This window comes from Aquimarina litoralis, from assembly GCF_019295435.1.
Classification (GTDB): Bacteria; Bacteroidota; Bacteroidia; order Flavobacteriales; family Flavobacteriaceae; genus Aquimarina; species Aquimarina litoralis_A.
In genome coordinates this window covers 1-18,224 of record NZ_WEKL01000037.1, presented here as the reverse complement: position 1 = coordinate 18,224, position 18,224 = coordinate 1, and the positions used below count along the sequence as shown (strand labels likewise).

Sequence of the window (18,224 nt, the reverse complement as noted above, 5' to 3'; positions counted from 1 at the left end):
TTAGACAAATATATAGTTATTTAGTTATTATAGTATGACGAGTTTTTCAAATTTCTCAACCCGCTGATTTGTTAACGTCGATTTTACAGATATCTTGTATACGTATACTCCTTTTCCTAATTTATCTCCAAAATCATCTCTTCCATTCCATTGTATATCCTCTCTGTAGTTGGTTTTTCCGGACAAGGTTTGATTACTCGTCCAGACCACTTTACCTGAAACAGTAAACACCTGAACCTGAACCTCTAAAACATCATTAATTGAGCTAGAATGTTCGAACCAAAACTCTGTATGACTTACAAATGGATTTGGATAATTCAGTACATTATTCAATGTAAATCCTGAAGCATCTGCTACTACAAATTGTATTTCCTGGGTAGCTGAATTATTATAAACATCCCAACCTTTGAACGTAAGCGTATGCAAACCAGGTTCCAGATCTCTAAATTTAAAATTCACAACACCTCTTGTAAAATCATCTAATTCGGTTTCATAAAAATCATTTAAAATAAAAGGATTTGCATCATCCCCATCTAGTATAGCAGAAATATCATGACCAATCCCACTAGCGGTATTAATCCCATTTTCATCTTCTAACTTGGCAATCAGGATTGGTGAATCATTGGTAACACCTCCAGAGATAAAACTCTCATCATTCATAAACAACTGAATTTGCGGGCCCACATTATCTTCAGGAGCATTTTCATTAAGTCCCCCAACTAATATGGTCTCATCTGATCCTGTTTGATCTTCCAAAACTCCATTTCTTGAAGCATAAAAACTTATTCTTCCGTTATCCACTGGAATACCAATATCTCTGGGAACAATAAATTCAAAATCAAATAATCCATTAGTGATAGAAGCTTTTCCTCTAAATATAATTTCTCCTAGCGTTTCGAAGTTCAATTTTATGATTTCCCCAGCTGGATTTAAAGTATTATCATTTGCAAGCGTTTCTCTATCCACATCTTTATCATAGATAGTTGTAAATAAAATACCATTATAATCAGATAATAACGTACCAGATTCACTTACTACTTCTCCGGAAACTTTCATTCTACTTAATGCTTCAAACGTATCTACTGTTCCCGTTATAGGAGCGTCATTAATTGCTGTAAGACGAACATTTGGCTTAGGAATAGCCATTTTCATTGCAGGGTCTCCAAAAAAGAATACAACTCGTCTATCATTAGTAGTGTATGTGTTTTTTAATTGTCGAACGGCTTCAGCTATTGGTAGATAATCTGATCCATCTGTGAACAAAAATTCAGCTAAACGATCATTAACAGAAATTCCGAAGGTAACAGTAACATCTCTAGTGGTACTAATTAAGCCTACGGTTCCTCCTTGCGCATTCCAATACGTAAGTTCTCCCGCGGAATCTCTACAAGGATTATCAAACTTTGTAAATTCGCAGGTAACCGTAATAAAAATTGGCAAGCGGTTGGTATTTGCTAATTCTATAGCATCGGACTTATTAAATATAAACTCTTTTGCTAGTCCATCTTCACCTCCATGCCCAAAATAATCTATTGCAATTGCTCCTGTTTCGATAGCACTAGAAATAGCCTCATTTACTTTTGGATATCTACTGCCTGATGCAGATGATTCTTGCTCAAACGCATCTGCATATATTTTATTAAGATTAAAAAATGGCTTTCTAAGTATTAAATCATCACCTAGTTCATCTAGGTTTCTCTGGATAGTTTCCTCCCAGTCTTCGTCAACATCATCTGCGATTAGTAAAACCGTATTACGCCATCTTCCATAAGATTGCTCACTGCTATAATTAATTATTTTAGTAACCAAAGCATCTGCCAACTGAGGAGTATCTGCCAAAATTCTTCCTACAGCAACATCTAATTGATCACTACCAATCATTCTTCCTTCAGCAGGATCCATAGAACCAAAGAAATCATCCGTAGCAAAAGAACTTACCAAAGAAAAGCTATTTAAACTCTCAAAAGTAGGGACAATATTACTATCTGGACAGTTCTCTCTAACGAGCAAACCTTTGTAATCTACAGAAGCATCTCCAAAAAGACATAGATACTTTAACCGTTCATTTGGATCTGATGCATTGTCGTAGACATATTTTACCAAATTTCTAATCGCCGAAATATCTTGTTTACCACTTCCAAATTCATGATAAATCTGGTCTAAGGTTACAACTTTTACATTATAATTATTTAGACTTCGATGATGATCTGCTAATCTATTTGCAGACTGCAATAAATTATTATTAACTATAATCAAATAATCTATATCCTCAAATTGTCCTTGATTATTTAGAAATATAGTTCCTTTAATATCCTGGTTATTCACTCTTGCCGTTTGATCGGACAAAGGATTAAAATAATCAGTAGGAACTATTGCTACATACTGTCTAGATTCTCCCAGATTAGCTTTAAAACTTAATGCAGAAGCTCCATTCTCATTCGAAACCCGACTAATGCTTGCAGGATTCGTAACATCCCAAACTTGAGATATCGATGCTGCGTTAGCAATATTATATTGTCCAATTCCAGTTAATGCAGCAGCCTCTTCATAGACAAATGGCATTTGAGCATTCGTTCCTGTTAACGATCTTTTTGCTTCAAGACTAATAAAGTCAAGATAGCCTATTGCTGATGGGTTACCATTATTACTATAATTTAAACTTACAGAAATTCTATCGGAGCTTGATGATATATCTTGTCTTAAATTTCTTGGAGAACCTAATAAACTACCACTAATTTGAGAGAAACTTAAATTACCTACTTGCCCACCATTTACAGCAATACTCATACTTGATGAAGAAGTAGAGGCAGCAGCAGCATATACATTTAGTTCTATTGGTTCAGATGTAATTAAATTAGGGAATTCAAAATCATAAGTTCTATTATTTTGTATATCAAAACGATCTCCAAACCATCGTCTTCCTACTTTTACAATATTATACTCATCAACTTCATAAAACTGATAATCTGTAAAGGAATTAATTTGAGTAGTTGCTGTTCCTGTTGGCTCTGTGTAATTGGCAACTCTTCTACCATTAGCTCCTCCAGCAGTTACATAATAATATGACTTATCGGCATACAAATTAAGGTTAGTCAGGTTTTCTTCACTAAAACCTTCCGTGCCTTCTCCATAAAATAAGATATAGTCACTCCCTGAAAATGTTCCATCTTCTCCTCCTACAACTTGAATCGCATTCTCTCTAAGATCAAATTCTGTATTTTCTTCATTTAATAGTGGTAACATTCTACCTCCATTACCATATATCTTTATGGTATTCGGATTAACTGATGACACATCCATTCCTAAGCTAGCTAAAAACTCTGGAGTAATTCTGAAAACACCAGTTTTATCTACATAAAACCTAAACCAATCTCCTGTAGCGAGTACTGAATTGCTTATAGGAATACTTTTATTAGTAAAACTACTTCTTCCCAATTGATAAACAATATCAAAAGAGACAATCTTCTTAAAACTATTTCCAGTTTTTATTATAGGAAGAACGCTCATAAAACCGGCTTTTTTATCTCTAGCCTTTATCGAACGTATATTAAATGTCAACTTTTTGGGAATTAGATTTACATCTAGTCCTTTCAGTTCACTTCTAGAGATATTTTTATAAACAACATTTTCAAGGCTTGCTGTTCGATTATTGATCTCTCCAGATTCATCCCATTTAGTTGTAAATTGTATTCCTAGTTCGTCCTGATATTCAAAATTCTTCTCATCAAACCCAGGAACTGAAAATGAAACTGTCGAAGTATTTATTTCCACATCCTTCCAGTCTATGTCTACATGTATTGTTTTCTGAGCTGAAATAAGCGTAGAAAAGAATAGCGCATATAAAATTGTAATTTTCTTCATCATAGCGTATAACGGGTTTAACACAGTTTTAGTGTTCCGCAAAATATTGTTTTTCTTCAAAAATAATAATAAAGACAAAAATATTACGTTAAACCAAAGTCAATCGTGAAAACATAAATTTTCGAAGATTTGATATTATTTTAAAAATATTAGGGTAAATTTAACGTTAATTATTATATTGCAAGCCCTAATTTCTACTTTAACGAACTTAAGATTATGAAAAACGCGTTAGTTTTTAAGTCTCTGATGGCCCTAACCATTAGTACCTTACTATTGAGCTGTAATAAAACAGATTACGGCAATAGTTCTAGAGCCACTGGCTGGAAATACAATTCCAAAGACGGTGGATTCCAAGTAAACACTAATTACAAAGAGCAAGAAACAGGACCAGGATTAGTTTTTGTGGAAGGTGGTACCTTCACAATGGGACGAGTTCAGGATGATGTAATGCACGATTGGAACAACACTCCTACGCAACAGCACGTACAATCCTTTTATATGGATGAAACAGAGGTAACCAATGTTATGTATTTAGAATACTTAGATTGGTTAAAAGGTGTATATCCTCCAACTGAGCCAAAATATAAAAACATTTATCACGGAGCACTGCCTGATACTTTAGTATGGAGAAACCGTTTAGGATTCAATGAAATGATGACTAACAACTATCTTCGTCATCCAGCATATGCTAACTATCCAGTAGTAGGTGTAAATTGGATTCAAGCTGTAGAGTTCAGTAAGTGGAGAACAGATCGTGTAAACGAAAGAATTCTTGAGGAAGAAAATTTCATTAAGAAAAACGCACCTTTTGAGGACGTTTCTGCGGAAAGTACTTTCAACACAGACACCTATTTAAATGCTCCTTCACAAACATATGGAGGAAACGATGAAGCAATCAGAGGAGGAAAAAGATCGGAAAGCCTGTCAAAAAGAAATGATTCTACAAATTTATATGTTCAGCGTAAGGATGGATTGCTGATGCCAAAGTACAGACTTCCAACGGAGGCAGAATGGGAATATGCTGCGTTAGGTCTTGTAGAATTAAGAAGTTATAACATTTACAGAGGTAGAAAAAAATATCCATGGGATGGTCAATACACTCGTTCTGGAAAAAGAAGAACTCGTGGAGACCAATTAGCTAACTTTAAGCAAGGTGATGGTGATTATGGTGGTATTGCAGGATGGAGTGATGACGGTGCAGATATTACCGCTCCTGTAGCATCTTATGACCCTAACGATTATGGTCTTTATGACATGGCTGGTAACGTTGCAGAGTGGGTTGCCGATGTATACAGACCGATTGTTGATGATGAGTATAATGATTTCAACTACTATAGAGGTAATGTATATACGAAAAACGCAATTAACCCTGATGGAACTGTAAAAATTGTTACAACGGATTCGATTATATACGATACGTTAAGTAATGGAAAAATCGTAGCAAGAGTATTGCCTGGAGGAATTTTACAGACTCCAGTTGATGAAAATGAAACATATTTAAGAACAAACTTCACACAAAGTGATAACCGTAACTTTAGAGACGGTGACAAAAGTTCTTCAAGATATTATGAAGGATTCCAAGATGAAAACATTCCAAACAGAAGAATGTATAACTCTCCTATCCATAGTGTAGAACCAAGTGCAGCAGACAGCACTAAACTAGACAGAAGATATGATGAATCTAGTAAGAGAACTACAATCGTAAGTGAAGAAGTAAGAGTTTATAAGGGAGGCTCTTGGAAAGATAGAGCATATTGGTTAGATCCAGCTCAACGAAGATTCTTCCCACAAGATATGGCAACTGATTACATTGGATTCAGAAATGCAATGTCTCGTGTAGGTGAAAAAGCTAAAAGCAAAAAAACACCTAAACACAGAAAACCAAGATAGTACAAACTATAATAGTTCGTTATAAATAAAGCCCTGACATTATGTACAGGGCTTTTTAATACAAGTATATTACATATGGATATCGCTAGCATACATCAACTATTTCTTAAAAGCAAAGGCATCTGTACCGATACCAGAAAAATTGAAGAAGATACTATTTTTGTTGCCCTGAAAGGCGCTAATTTCGATGGAAACACTTATGCAAAACAAGCAATTGAACAAGGCGCGTTATATTCGATTATTGATGACGAAAAATTTCGCTTTTCTAATAAACAAATACTAGTTGATGACGCTCTTAAAACATTACAGGATCTTGCCACATACCATAGAGAATATTTAGATATCCCCATCATTGCGTTAACAGGAAGTAATGGAAAAACAACTACCAAAGAATTGATTAATTGCGTTCTTTCTGCTAAGTTTATAACTACAGCTACATCTGGAAATTTGAACAATCATATTGGTGTTCCTTTGACACTGTTGTCCATGACCAAGGATACCGAAGTTGGAATTGTAGAAATGGGAGCTAACCACCTTAATGAAATAGATTTTCTATGCTCAATAGCAAAGCCTGATTATGGATACATAACGAACATTGGCAAGGCTCATCTCGAAGGGTTTGGAGGAATTGAAGGGGTTTTAAAAGGCAAAACAGAACTTTATCGTCATTTAGAGCGTAATAAAAAACTTGTGTTTCTTAACTCTGAAGATACTAAGCTCTCCAAAGCTTCTCAGAGAATGAACACCTATAGTTTTTCTCAAACAAATGAAAGTGATGTTACCATAAGCTTGCATGCTGTAGACCCTATGGTAAGTGTAGATTATAAGGATCTGTTAATCAAAAGCAATTTAATTGGTTCTTATAATTTCACCAACATCGCATCAGCTATAGCCATTGGTTCTTATTTTGAAGTTGACCCAATACAGATGAAGGACGCTATTGAATCTTATATCCCTTCCAATAATAGATCTCAAATTATCACTAAAAACAATACTACCATTATTCTTGATGCTTACAATGCCAATCCATCGAGCATGAGTGCAGCTATTGACAATTTTAACCAACTCGATCACCAACCAAAACTAGTGTTTTTAGGAGACATGTTCGAATTAGGAAAAACTGCTGGAGAAGAACATCAGAAAATAGCAGATAAAGCCTTAGAAACCTCCTTTGACCCTATTTTTCTTATTGGTGAAAATTTCTATAAAGTTGCTACAGAAGATTCAAGAATTAAAAAATATAGATCTTTTAAGGAATTAAAAGAAAGCGAAGCATTTAAACAACTGAAAGGTGCCATATTGATCAAAGGTTCTCGAGGAATGAAATTAGAACGTGTTTTGGATATTATTGACTAATCAATTCCTTTTCTTGACTATCATTGATATAACTCTCAAGATTATCCAGTGACTCCTTTATAGATTTTCTAAAATTACGTTTCATCATTAAGTGCAGTATGATCTTTTTTAGAATTGATTTTGCTTCAGGATACAATTCTATAATTAATTCACAAGAACCTTCAGATACTTTGTCGATAACGTAAAATTGATGCATAGAATCAATCACCGGTATATCTTTGGTGTACTCGCCATATATAAGTTTTCCAGAATCAACAGCTTTTGTTACTGTAATAAAATTTAATCTTTTTCCATCGATAACACAAACGTGTTCAGTTCCTAATCGAGTAACCTCATCTGGGTTATATTCGAACTCATCCACTCCTTTAACCCAGTGATGACGATACCCATAATTCGTTATATACTCCAAAAGGGTCTCTGCAGAAACCTCATATTTTTTTTGAATAGTAAGAAATGGCGGAACATCAAACTGAACTTCATAAGGCGTATCATAAGAAGTAAGCTTCAACTGTTGTTTATCTATCTCAGAATATAAATATTTAATATTTCTTCCATCATACTCATTCTCACTTTTTGAAAAATCAAATAATTGGCTTTTATAGTCTTCCGAAATCCCAATATGTTGTGACAAATCTTCACTTATAAGCGCGTAATTATCACTTGGAATAGAATTCTTTAGTAATCTATGTGCTTCGATTACAACTTGGCCAAATGGTTTTCTTTTATTCTGAACTGTAATAAATTGCAAATCTCCAGAATGAGCAATAATCTTTAATTGAAGATTCGGTGCAGTAGCGCATGCATTACAAGGGCAAATTCTATTGTTTTCTAACAACTTAAGATGGCTATAAAAAGCCGTGTACATAGTTTCAATTTGCGCTAATAACTTTTCCTGAGAAGGCACCTCTCCTTCTTTATAAAAAAACAACGCATCACCTTCAACTTCTGCTAGCCTTAAATTTTGGGTATTGGCATTAATCAACACTTCCAGTAATTCTGCAATCACATGCTGACTATGCTCTACTTCTGTAGTCTGGACAAATTGAGCATATCCAGAAATATCTGGTATAAATAATAAGGAGTTAGGCATTTGTTTTGTTTTTTTGGAAAGCTAGTTTTAAAACTAACAATTTCTTATGAAGCCTAACTATTTTTATAAATTATTTAGGAAATAAAAATGAGCAAAAAGGTTATGCCTCTATTTAGCCATTTACTTCTTTGGTATAAACATGAACATCTCTTTGAGGAAATGGAATCGATATCCCTTTGGACTCTAAACGTTTTTTAGATTCTTCTAAAGTATAAAAGTGAACTCCCCAGAAGTCATCATTAAGAGCCCAAAATCTTAGTGATAACGTAACCGCACTATCCCCTAACTCTGCCACATAAATTTCAGGAGCAGGATCTTGGATAACTTTATCATGACCATTTATTACTTCTAATATCGTCTCTTTAGCTTCTTTTATATTACTATCATATGAAATACCAATATCTATCTTACCTCTCCTTTTCTCTTCCGCAGAATAATTAATAACATTTCCATTCGATATTTTACCGTTTGGTATCACCGCCAATTGGTTTCCAAATGTATTTAGTTTAGTAGTAAATATGGTAATTTCCTTTACCGTACCCGAAATACCTTGTGCTTCAATAAAGTCTCCTATTTTGAATGGTTTAAAAAACAAAATCAAAACACCTCCGGCAAAATTGGCAAGAGAACCTTGTAATGCAAGTCCAATTGCCAAACCAGCAGCTCCGAGAATTGCTACGAGAGATGAAGTCTGTACACCTAATTGTGTTACCACTAATACTATTAATAAAATCTTTAGACCGATATTAATCAAATCATACAAAAATCTCTCTAAAGTCTCATCATAGTCCTTTTGTTGGAAGAATTTACGCAATGCTTTGCTAAAAACATTAATGACCCATATACCTACAAAAAATATAATTACCGCAGAGATCAAATCTGGGATAAAATTCCAAATCCATTCTACAAATTGATCCCAGTTTTCCTTAGTAAGTCCAAATCTTTCCATTTTCTTTTATCTCTTTTGTATTATTTCCTTTCAACTCAACACATCTTCCAAATTGCTGCATACAACAAACTCTTCTTAAGAAACTATATTGCATAAAAAAATCCATTCTAAATGAATGGATTTTCTTGTGGGCAATGAGGGATTCGAACCCCCGACCCCCTCGGTGTAAACGAGGTGCTCTGAACCAACTGAGCTAATTGCCCTCTTTGTTGTCACAACCCTTATTCGTGATTGCGGATGCAAATATAAGACAGTTTTACAGTCTACCAAAAGATTTTAAAAGAAAAATTAAATTATTTCTGCTACAACAAATGTACTTCCTCCTATATAAACCAAATCTTCACTCTTAGCATCCTGTATTGCAGCATCATAGGCTAATCTCACAGAACTATATCTTTTCCCTATTAAATTAAATTTTATTCCTTCTTTTTGCAATATTTTTTCATCCAACCCTCTTTTTATTTGCGGTCTGGTAAAATAATACTGTGCATTAGTAGGAAATAATGGTAAAATATTTTCTAAATCTTTGTCATTTACAACACCTAACACAATTCTAAGAGAATCATACGATTCATTAGACAATTGTTCCATAACGCGGTTTAACCCATCTTCATTATGTGCAGTATCACAAATTACCTTAGGTGTTTTTTGTAACAGCTGCCATCTTCCTAACAAACCGGTGTTTTTTACAACATTTAATAAACCAAGTTCAATATTCTCTTTACCAATCTCCCATCCTCTATCTTGTAATACAGAGATCGTTTGTAATGTAGTTTTTGCATTCTCTTTTTGATAATGACCTTTTAAGTCCGTTTCAAAGTCAACTCCTTTATAATTAGAAGCAAAGAAAACGGTACTATCTAGCTGAGAAGCTTTCTCCAAAAACACCTTTTTAGTTTCTTTTGTAAACCTACCAATCACTACTGGAGTATTTTCTTTAATAATCCCAGCCTTTTCAAAAGCTATTTTAGACAATGTATTTCCTAAAAATTGCGTATGATCCAATCCTATATTTGTGATTACTGAAACCTCTGGCAATATAATATTGGTAGAATCTAAGCGTCCGCCCAAACCTACTTCTATTATTGCTATATCTACTTCGGTATCTGCAAAATATTGAAAAGCTAAACCAACTGTCATTTCAAAAAAAGACAATTGATTCTCTTCTAAATAAGGTTGATGTTTAGATATAAACTCTACCACATAATTTTCATCAATTACGAGACCATTTACACGAATACGTTCTCTAAAATCTTTAAGATGGGGCGAAGTATACAAACCTACTTTATAACCTGATTCTTGCAATACAGAGGCCAACATATGGCTAGTAGAACCCTTTCCGTTAGTACCTGCTACATGAACGCTTTTAAATTTCGTTTCAGGACTCCCCAGATATGATGCTAACTGAATAGTATTTGTAAGATCTATTTTATACGCACTTGCCCCTTGACGTTGGTACATAGGCAACTGTGCAAACATCCATTCTGTAGTTTCTTTATAGTTGATGACTTTACTATTTAAGTTTTAAAATAATAATATTTTAAGAAAAGAATATTTTGTAGAACTCAAGCTACTCTCCCAAACCGAAAGTTACTTCCACAAAACCGATTTGTTTAGCCGGAGCTTTGGGATCTGCCTTCCATTTAAAAGTAAGCGCAGTTTTCTTGGCAGGATCTAATAAACATTGAGCACTATTTGTAGTACCTTTTACACCTGGAATCGCCTGAATCACTTTTCCTTGTCGATTCACCACAATTTTTACCACTACACGACCAGCTTCATTACACTTTTGAACTACTTTAGAATTTGTTGGACGACCACGTCCATTAAGACCATATCCTACACCACCCGTTCCTCCAGGGCCTGGTTGTCCATAATAACTAGTTGCATAAGGGTTTCCATTAGGATTCCCTTTATCTCCTGGTTTTCCATCATTACCTTCTCCTCCTTTTGCTTTTCCGTCACTTTTAGGTCCGTTAGCAAAACTATCCAGAATATCTAATGTAGATTTATCTGGTTTGGGATCTGGCTTTTTCTCTTCTACCTTCTCCACCGGTTTTTTTACTGGCTTTTCAACAGGCTTCTCTTCTGATGGTTTATCCTTTGGTTTCTCTTTAGGCTTTTCAACCTTCTTTTTAGGTTCTTTTTTTGGTTTTTCTTCTACAACAGGAGCATCTTCAGAATCCTGAGTAATTACTTCTTCTGTAATTTCAGGTGTTTCAGGTTCAGGTTCTGCAGCCTCTACTGGCGTAGGTTCTGGAGTAGTCTGTTTTGGTGAAGATTGAATTGCCTCTGTTGGCTGAATATTTCCAGATCCCGTTAACGTTGTACCAAAGTTAACTGCTATACCACCTTCAGGTTCGGGATCTAGATTACTAAATCCTAAATAGAATAATAGCAGTATAATTATCACGTGTAAAATCGTGGTAATAACAAAAGACTTCTTTTTATGTTTCGTATCCAACTTTAGCATTCAACTTACTCTGGTTTTACAGCTAAGATTACTTTGAATTTATTTCTATTTGCAATATCCATAACACCCACAGCTTTCTCGATAGGCACTCCTTCTTCTGCTCTAAGTATAATGGTAGGTTCATTTTGACCAGATAATTTAGACTTTAACGTAGACTCTAATCTAGTTTGACTCACTCTTTCATTATCTACATAGTATTGTAACTTATTTGTTATACTCACCGATATATTTTGCACATTAGAACTTTTCCCTTTGGCTTTTGGCAATATAAGATCTAATGCTTCTGGAGTAATTGTTGGTGATGTTAGTAAAAAGAATACCAACAACAAAAACACTATATCTGTCATTGAGGACATACTAAATTCTGGACTTACTTTATTTCTTCCTCTTAAATTCATACTTAAGCAGGTTCATTTAATAAATCTAAGAAATCTACCGTAGTTGCTTCCATTTGATGAATCACCTTATCTGTTCTTACTACCAAGTGATTATATCCGATATAGGCAACAATTCCTACTACTAATCCTGCAACTGTGGTTGTCATCGCAGTATAAATCCCTTCAGCTAATGATCCCATATCTGCACTTCCAGAACTAGAAGCCAAATTATGGAATGCCAAAATCATACCAATTACAGTACCTAAAAATCCTATCATTGGAGCAGCACCTGCTACAGTAGCAAGGATACTTACATTTTTCTCTAATTTATATACTTCTAAACGCCCAGCATTTTCGATAGCTTTATTAATATCTTCAAGTGGATTTCCAATTCTAGAAATTCCTTTTTCCGTTAATCTTGAAACAGGATTAYTAGTCTGTGCACATAAGATCTTTGCCGCTTCAATTTTTCCATTGGCCACATTATCTCTTATTTGATGCATAAAACTCTCGTCATACTTAGAAGCCGCCTTAATAGCAAATATCCTTTCAAAATAAATATATACAGCTACAAATAACAATACAAAAAGAATAGCAATGATAACTACCCCTCCTGTTCCTCCGCTTAGCAACAAATCTATAATCGATAATGTTTTCTCTTCTGCCTCTGGATCAATTTCTTTGGTACTTTGGGCAAACATACCGAGCATCAATAAATAGGTCATATGTCGTTTTGTTTATTTAGTGTTAGTATACTAACGTTAATAATGCAGGTTAAGTATATTATTTACAATTGTTATAATACATAAATTATTCCTAACAAACCTACTCCACCTAATATAATCGTATAAGGCAAAGCCATTTTTACCATTCTTCCATACGACAAACCAATTAAAGGTGCTAAAGAAGAAGTTAACAAAAATAAGAACGCTGCTTGACCATTAGGTGTTGCAACACTTGGTAAATTTGTTCCTGTATTTATGGCAATTGCTAATTTTTCAAACTGCTCTCTGGTTATTGCTCCATTATCAAAGGCTTGTTTTACTTCTCCTATATATACAGTCGCTACAAATACATTATCACTGATCATAGACAACACACCATTCGCCACATAAAACATAGATGGTTGTTTTGACGGATCCAACGATAAAGCCCATTCTATTATAGGAGAAAAAAGATGTTGATCATGAATCATCGCTACAATAACAAAGAATACCACCAATAAACCTGTAAAGGGCAATGCCTCTTCAAACGCCTTTCCAAGTTGATGTTCTTCTGTTATTCCCATAAAAGCAGTTTGCACTATAATCAGTGCTAAACCAATAAAACCAACAGGCGCTAAATGCAATGCTAAACCGATTATAAGAAGTATTGCGGAAACACCTTGTACTATCAAACCATATTTTGATTTATCAGATCTGTTCGCATCTTCTTCATCGGTATAATTCTCAATAATTCTTCTGGCTACTTCTGGTAATTTTGCTCCAAAACCAAACCATCCAGTAGTTTCAAGTACAACTGTAGTTATAATTCCAGCTACTAATACTGGCAAAGAAATAGGTGCCATTTGTAAAAAGAATTCTATAAAATCCCAGCCCATTCTTTCTCCTATCAACAAGTTTTGAGGCTCTCCAACTAACGTACATACACCTCCAAGCGCTGTACCCACAACACCATGCATCACCAAACTTCTTAGAAAACTTCTAAACTGCTCTAATGTTTCTCCGCTAAGATCTTTTCTATCAAGCGAACCATCTTTATCAAAATCAGACTCCGGCATTGAATGAATTTTATGATAAACCCCATAAAATCCTACAGCAACACTAATTAAAACTGCGGTAACTGTTAATGCATCCAAAAATGCTGAAAGTACTGCCGCTAGAAAAACAAATAAAACAGACAGTACCATTTTTGATTTAATCTTCGTAAAAACTTTACTAAAAATATACATTAGTAAAGGTTTCATAAAATAGATACCTGCTACCATAAAAACCAAAAGCAATACAACTTCTAGATTTTGATCAACTTCATGATACGCATTTTTTGGCGTAGTTAGGTTTAATGCTAAAATTTCAATAGCCAAAAGTCCTCCTGATTGCAAAGGGTAACATTTTAATGCCATGGCAAGCGTAAAAATAAACTCTGCTATAAACAACCAAGCACAAACTGTTGGATTAACAAAATAGACCACAATATTGATTAGCAAAAAACCAATCATTACCATTTTGAACCATTTTGGACTATTACCTAAGAAATATTTTAACATGATATATTTTAATTATTTTGTGTGACGATTATATTAACTGTTTGAAAGCTATTTCAAACGCTGTTCTACTAATATTTGTTTTAGAACTATTCTTATCAAAAATCTTTTGTATTGCATTCTCAATGGTTTTTGAAGTATCATTAAAAATCGCTTCATCCGTCATTGCTACCCTTCTTTCCATGAAATAGGCAAATACTCTTGCCATACCACAGTTAGAAATAAAATCTGGAATCAAACTTACCTGCTCATCAGTATACTCCATTATAGGCCCAAAAAAGATCTCTTTATCGGCAAAAGGAACATTAGCTCCACAAGAAATTACTTCTAAACCTGAATGTATCATTTGCGTTATTTGATCTTTTGTAATTAATCTAGATGCCGCACAAGGTGCAAAAATCTCTGTTTGCAATGACCAGATTTTATTATTTAACTCTTCAAAAGGAATCAACGTATCGCTATATAATTTGTTTCCTTTTTTGTTGAGATATAATTCTTTAATTTCTTCAAATGAAAATCCATCTTCATTGATCAAACCACCTGCATGATCAATAATACCTACCACTTTAGCTCCCATCTCAGAAAGATAATAAGCCGCTGCAGATCCTACATTACCAAAACCTTGCACTACTGCTCTCTTTCCTTCTACCGAACCACCATAGATATTATAATAATGCCTTACCGCTTCGGAAACCCCATAACCGGTAATCATATCTGCAACCGTATATTTTCTGGATACGTCTGGAGAAAATACCGTATTTTCTAATACTTTAATAACACCTTGACGCAACTGACCTATTCTATTGATCTTATCTGCATCTGTGGGTTGAAAATGACCATTAAAAACACCTTCTTGTGGATGCCAAACACCACAGTTTTCAGTAATTGGAATTACTTCATGAATTTCATCTACATTTAAATCTCCTCCAGTTCCATAATAACTTTTTAATAAAGGTGAAACCGCTTTATACCAACGTTCCAAAACTCCTTTTTTCCTTGGGTCGTTTGGATCAAAATTAATTCCAGACTTCGCACCACCAATTTCAGGTCCTGACACGGTAAATTTAACTTCCATCGTTTTGGCTAATGAAAGTACTTCATTCATATCCAATCCTAATCTCATTCGAGTTCCACCTCCAGCGGCACCACCTCTAAGAGAATTAATGACGGTCCATCCTTCCGCTTCTGTCTCCGAATCTTTCCAATTAAAAACTATTTCTGGGGCTTTATTTTCGTATGTACTTAATAATTCTTTCATTTTATTTATTTCAATTTATATAAACGCACTTTTATTAAACAGTTGCTACTATTATCCTAACTTCTATAATTTATAATCACTCCTAAACGGAGTTAGTGCTGTCTCATAAAAAATCATTTAATAAATTGAATATTATACCACCTGGAAGTGACTTCACAAATATAAAAAACTAAACAGGTCCAACCCTTAATTTAAAAAAATAAAAACTTAAAAATATTTTCAATTGGTAAATAGACAATCTCTGCTCAAAATGATAATTAATTCAATAAAAAACCTATCAAAATTGAAACCTCTAAAAGAAAATATCAAAAAATTAAAAAAACATCAAAACTATCATATTATAGCTTATATTTGTAGAATTAATAAAAAAATTGGGTTTATCTCGATTTATTTTCATCGAAATGTTGAATTTGCGTGTTATGCACGCACAGTAAATAAGGATCAAATATGGACTTTAAATTATCCGAAGAACAATTAATGATACGCGATGCTGCTCGTGATTTTGCTAAAGCTGAATTATTACCAGGAGTAATCGAGAGAGATAATAAGCAAGAATTTCCTTCTGAACAGGTAAAAAAGATGGGAGAACTTGGCTTTTTAGGAATGATGGCTTCTCCAGAATATGGTGGCGGTGGAATGGACACCTTATCTTATGTTCTTGTTATGGAAGAGTTATCCAAAATAGATGCTTCCTCTTCTGTAATTGTATCTGTTAATAACTCTTTGGTATGCTGGGGACTTGATACTTATGGAACACCAGAACAAAAGGAAAAATACTTAAACAAATTAACCACTGGAGAATCAATCGGTGCTTTTTGTTTATCAGAACCAGAAGCTGGTAGTGATGCTACATCACAGAGAACCACAGCAATTGACATGGGAGATCACTATATCCTAAATGGAACTAAAAACTGGATTACTAACGGAAGTACTTCGGATTATTATCTAGTGATTGCTCAAACAGATAAAGAAAAGAAACATAGAGGCATCAACGCTTTTATTGTAGAAAAAGGATGGGAAGGTTTTGAAATAGGTCCTAAAGAAGATAAACTAGGAATTAGAGGAAGCGATACGCATTCTTTAATTTTCAATGATGTAAAAGTACCTAAAGAAAACCGAATTGGTGAAGATGGTTTTGGATTTAAATTTGCTATGAAAACCCTAGCTGGTGGTCGTATTGGTATTGCGGCACAAGCATTAGGAATCGCACAAGGAGCATATGAATTAGCCAAAGAATATGCTAAAGTGAGAAAAGCTTTTGGTACTGAAATTATGAATCACCAAGCGATCGCTTTTAAATTAGCAGATATGCATGTGCAGATAGAATCAGCAAGAATGCTGGTTTATAAAGCTGCTATGGACAAAGACAATCATGAAAACTATGATCTATCAGGTGCAATGGCAAAACTAGCTGCTTCGCAAGCTGCTATGGATGTAACCGTTGAAGCTGTTCAAATTCATGGTGGTAATGGTTTTGTAAAAGAATATCACGTAGAGCGATTAATGAGAGATGCTAAAATCACTCAAATATATGAAGGTACTAGTGAAATACAGAAAATTGTAATTTCAAGAGCTATTCTTAGAGACTAATTAGTTAAATACTCTCTATTAAAAAAGCCCAAACTACTTTAAATAGTTTGGGCTTTTATTACTTTTACTTCATTTTTCAGCCGGCATCTTAATCCAGATAATTAATCAACTAGCAATTAACCCCACTAACCTGACAAGTAACCTCAGTAAATTGAGTAGTATCTGTATCTACTTCACAAGGAGGCAAATAAGATATATTATCACTACCTCCTATCTCATTACCTCCAATAAGTTGACGCTTTTCAAAGTTGGTAAGTTTTGCAATCTTGATCTTTTTAAGTTCTATTTTTTTCATTTTAATTTTTAATTTCGAGTAATTAATTTCGACTAAAAGACAGGGTAACTAAATTAAAAACTTGTCATCCTGATGGCAACAAATATACTATGAAGAATATGGCCATTCGTGAAATAATTCCTTACAAATGGTATAAATTTATAAATACGTACCTTTTATTTTTAACACATATCATTAAATATCAAACTCTTGCATTTTCTTCACAAATTCTGCAGGATTCACGCCAGTCTTTTTAGAAAATGCTTTCGCAAACGATTGGATATTGTTAAAACCAACTTCTCTCGCCATTGATTTAATAGAGTATCGTATAAACTTTTTATCACTTTTAATTTGCTCAATACAATAATCAATCCTCAAATCATTAATATAGGTAGTAAAGTTTTTCTGTTTTTCTAAGTTAATTACCTTAGACAAATAAGTAGAGTTTGTTTTTAACTTTTTAGAAACCTTAACCAATGTCAAATTATTTTTTAGGTATTCAAGGTTAATTTCAAACGCATTTAATTTTTCCAGAATTTCTTCTTTTAATTCTTGCGATAATTCGAGACTTGAAACTGCTTTGTTCTTTTCCGCTATTTGATTTTCTTCAAGAACTTTTATTTCGTTTTTATGACTACTCAATATCGCTTTCAATTTTCTCTGCTTCTTTTTATAAGAATATATATATAACAAGCTAATCACAAAAATTACTAAACATCCAAAAAGTATAGTCCAAAAATGGAGTATTTCCTTTTTCTCCAAAGTTTGACCAAGCAAAATTTCTTTTTCTTTAATTAATTCAGGAAGATCATATCTCCCAAAAATTTCCTGGTTTAGTTTGTT

At 33.8% G+C, this 18,224-nt stretch carries 14 protein-coding genes and 1 tRNA gene; 3 read left to right on the top strand and 12 right to left on the bottom strand.

Features of this window, described 5'->3' with window-relative positions:
- Nucleotides 1-27: 27 nt before the first annotated feature.
- Nucleotides 28-3,864 carry a type IX secretion system sortase PorU gene (porU, locus tag GBO31_RS17305; protein WP_343211320.1) on the bottom strand — a complete coding sequence of 1,279 codons (3,837 nt, stop codon included), beginning with the start codon at nucleotides 3,862-3,864 and terminating at the stop codon, nucleotides 28-30.
- Between the two features lie 213 nt (nucleotides 3,865-4,077).
- Here porU and gldJ point away from each other — a divergent pair, with 213 nt between their 5' ends.
- Both gldJ and GBO31_RS17295 read left to right on the top strand, forming a co-directional pair.
- Nucleotides 4,078-5,751 carry a gliding motility lipoprotein GldJ gene (gldJ, locus tag GBO31_RS17300; RefSeq protein WP_219009665.1) on the top strand — a complete coding sequence of 558 codons (1,674 nt, stop codon included), beginning with the start codon at nucleotides 4,078-4,080 and terminating at the stop codon, nucleotides 5,749-5,751.
- A 75-nt stretch (nucleotides 5,752-5,826) separates the two neighbouring features.
- The gene (locus GBO31_RS17295) at nucleotides 5,827-7,107 is read left to right on the top strand and encodes a UDP-N-acetylmuramoyl-tripeptide--D-alanyl-D-alanine ligase (RefSeq protein ID WP_219009664.1); all 1,281 of its coding nucleotides are present in this window, start codon (nucleotides 5,827-5,829) and stop codon (nucleotides 7,105-7,107) included.
- On the opposite strand, the gene GBO31_RS17290 is transcribed toward GBO31_RS17295, so the two are convergent.
- From GBO31_RS17290 to GBO31_RS17250, 9 genes are all read right to left on the bottom strand, one after another.
- Entirely contained in the window at nucleotides 7,097-8,197 is a 1,101-nt protein-coding gene (locus GBO31_RS17290) for a DUF2652 domain-containing protein (protein ID WP_219009662.1), read from the bottom strand. The two genes, GBO31_RS17295 and GBO31_RS17290, sit on opposite strands and share 11 nt — an antisense overlap.
- 112 nt (nucleotides 8,198-8,309) lie before the next feature.
- Nucleotides 8,310-9,146 carry a mechanosensitive ion channel family protein gene (locus tag GBO31_RS17285; RefSeq protein WP_219009661.1) on the bottom strand — a complete coding sequence of 279 codons (837 nt, stop codon included), beginning with the start codon at nucleotides 9,144-9,146 and terminating at the stop codon, nucleotides 8,310-8,312.
- A gap of 128 nt (nucleotides 9,147-9,274) precedes the next feature.
- Nucleotides 9,275-9,349: transfer RNA gene (locus tag GBO31_RS17280), tRNA-Val, on the bottom strand.
- An 85-nt stretch (nucleotides 9,350-9,434) separates the two neighbouring features.
- Entirely contained in the window at nucleotides 9,435-10,652 is a 1,218-nt protein-coding gene (locus GBO31_RS17275) for a bifunctional folylpolyglutamate synthase/dihydrofolate synthase (protein WP_219009707.1), read from the bottom strand.
- Nucleotides 10,653-10,716: 64 nt separating this feature from the next.
- Nucleotides 10,717-11,619: an energy transducer TonB gene (locus GBO31_RS17270; RefSeq protein WP_219009659.1), complete on the bottom strand. Its 903-nt coding sequence runs from the start codon at nucleotides 11,617-11,619 to the stop codon at nucleotides 10,717-10,719.
- Nucleotides 11,620-11,624: 5 nt separating this feature from the next.
- Nucleotides 11,625-12,017, bottom strand: a complete 393-nt coding sequence (locus tag GBO31_RS17265) for an ExbD/TolR family protein (RefSeq protein WP_219009657.1) — start codon at nucleotides 12,015-12,017, stop codon at nucleotides 11,625-11,627.
- 2 nt (nucleotides 12,018-12,019) lie between these two features.
- Nucleotides 12,020-12,706 (bottom strand): MotA/TolQ/ExbB proton channel family protein, encoded by a 687-nt coding sequence (locus GBO31_RS17260; RefSeq protein WP_219009706.1) that lies wholly within the window; start codon nucleotides 12,704-12,706, stop codon nucleotides 12,020-12,022.
- Nucleotides 12,707-12,792: 86 nt separating this feature from the next.
- Nucleotides 12,793-14,262, bottom strand: a complete 1,470-nt coding sequence (gene nhaB / locus GBO31_RS17255; protein ID WP_219009656.1) for a sodium/proton antiporter NhaB — start codon at nucleotides 14,260-14,262, stop codon at nucleotides 12,793-12,795.
- Between the two features lie 28 nt (nucleotides 14,263-14,290).
- Entirely contained in the window at nucleotides 14,291-15,517 is a 1,227-nt protein-coding gene (locus GBO31_RS17250) for a Glu/Leu/Phe/Val dehydrogenase dimerization domain-containing protein (protein WP_219009654.1), read from the bottom strand.
- Nucleotides 15,518-15,964: 447 nt separating this feature from the next.
- Between GBO31_RS17250 and GBO31_RS17245 the strand changes: the two genes are divergently transcribed.
- On the top strand, nucleotides 15,965-17,107 hold the full coding sequence (locus GBO31_RS17245) for an acyl-CoA dehydrogenase (protein ID WP_219009653.1): 1,143 nt from the start codon (nucleotides 15,965-15,967) through the stop codon (nucleotides 17,105-17,107).
- Between the two features lie 109 nt (nucleotides 17,108-17,216).
- Here GBO31_RS17245 and GBO31_RS17240 read toward each other — a convergent pair whose 3' ends face one another.
- Both GBO31_RS17240 and GBO31_RS17235 read right to left on the bottom strand, forming a co-directional pair.
- Nucleotides 17,217-17,402: a hypothetical protein gene (locus tag GBO31_RS17240; RefSeq protein WP_219009652.1), complete on the bottom strand. Its 186-nt coding sequence runs from the start codon at nucleotides 17,400-17,402 to the stop codon at nucleotides 17,217-17,219.
- Nucleotides 17,403-17,576: 174 nt separating this feature from the next.
- On the bottom strand, nucleotides 17,577-18,224 hold a 648-nt coding region (locus GBO31_RS17235; protein ID WP_219009651.1), incomplete at its 5' end, for a helix-turn-helix domain-containing protein.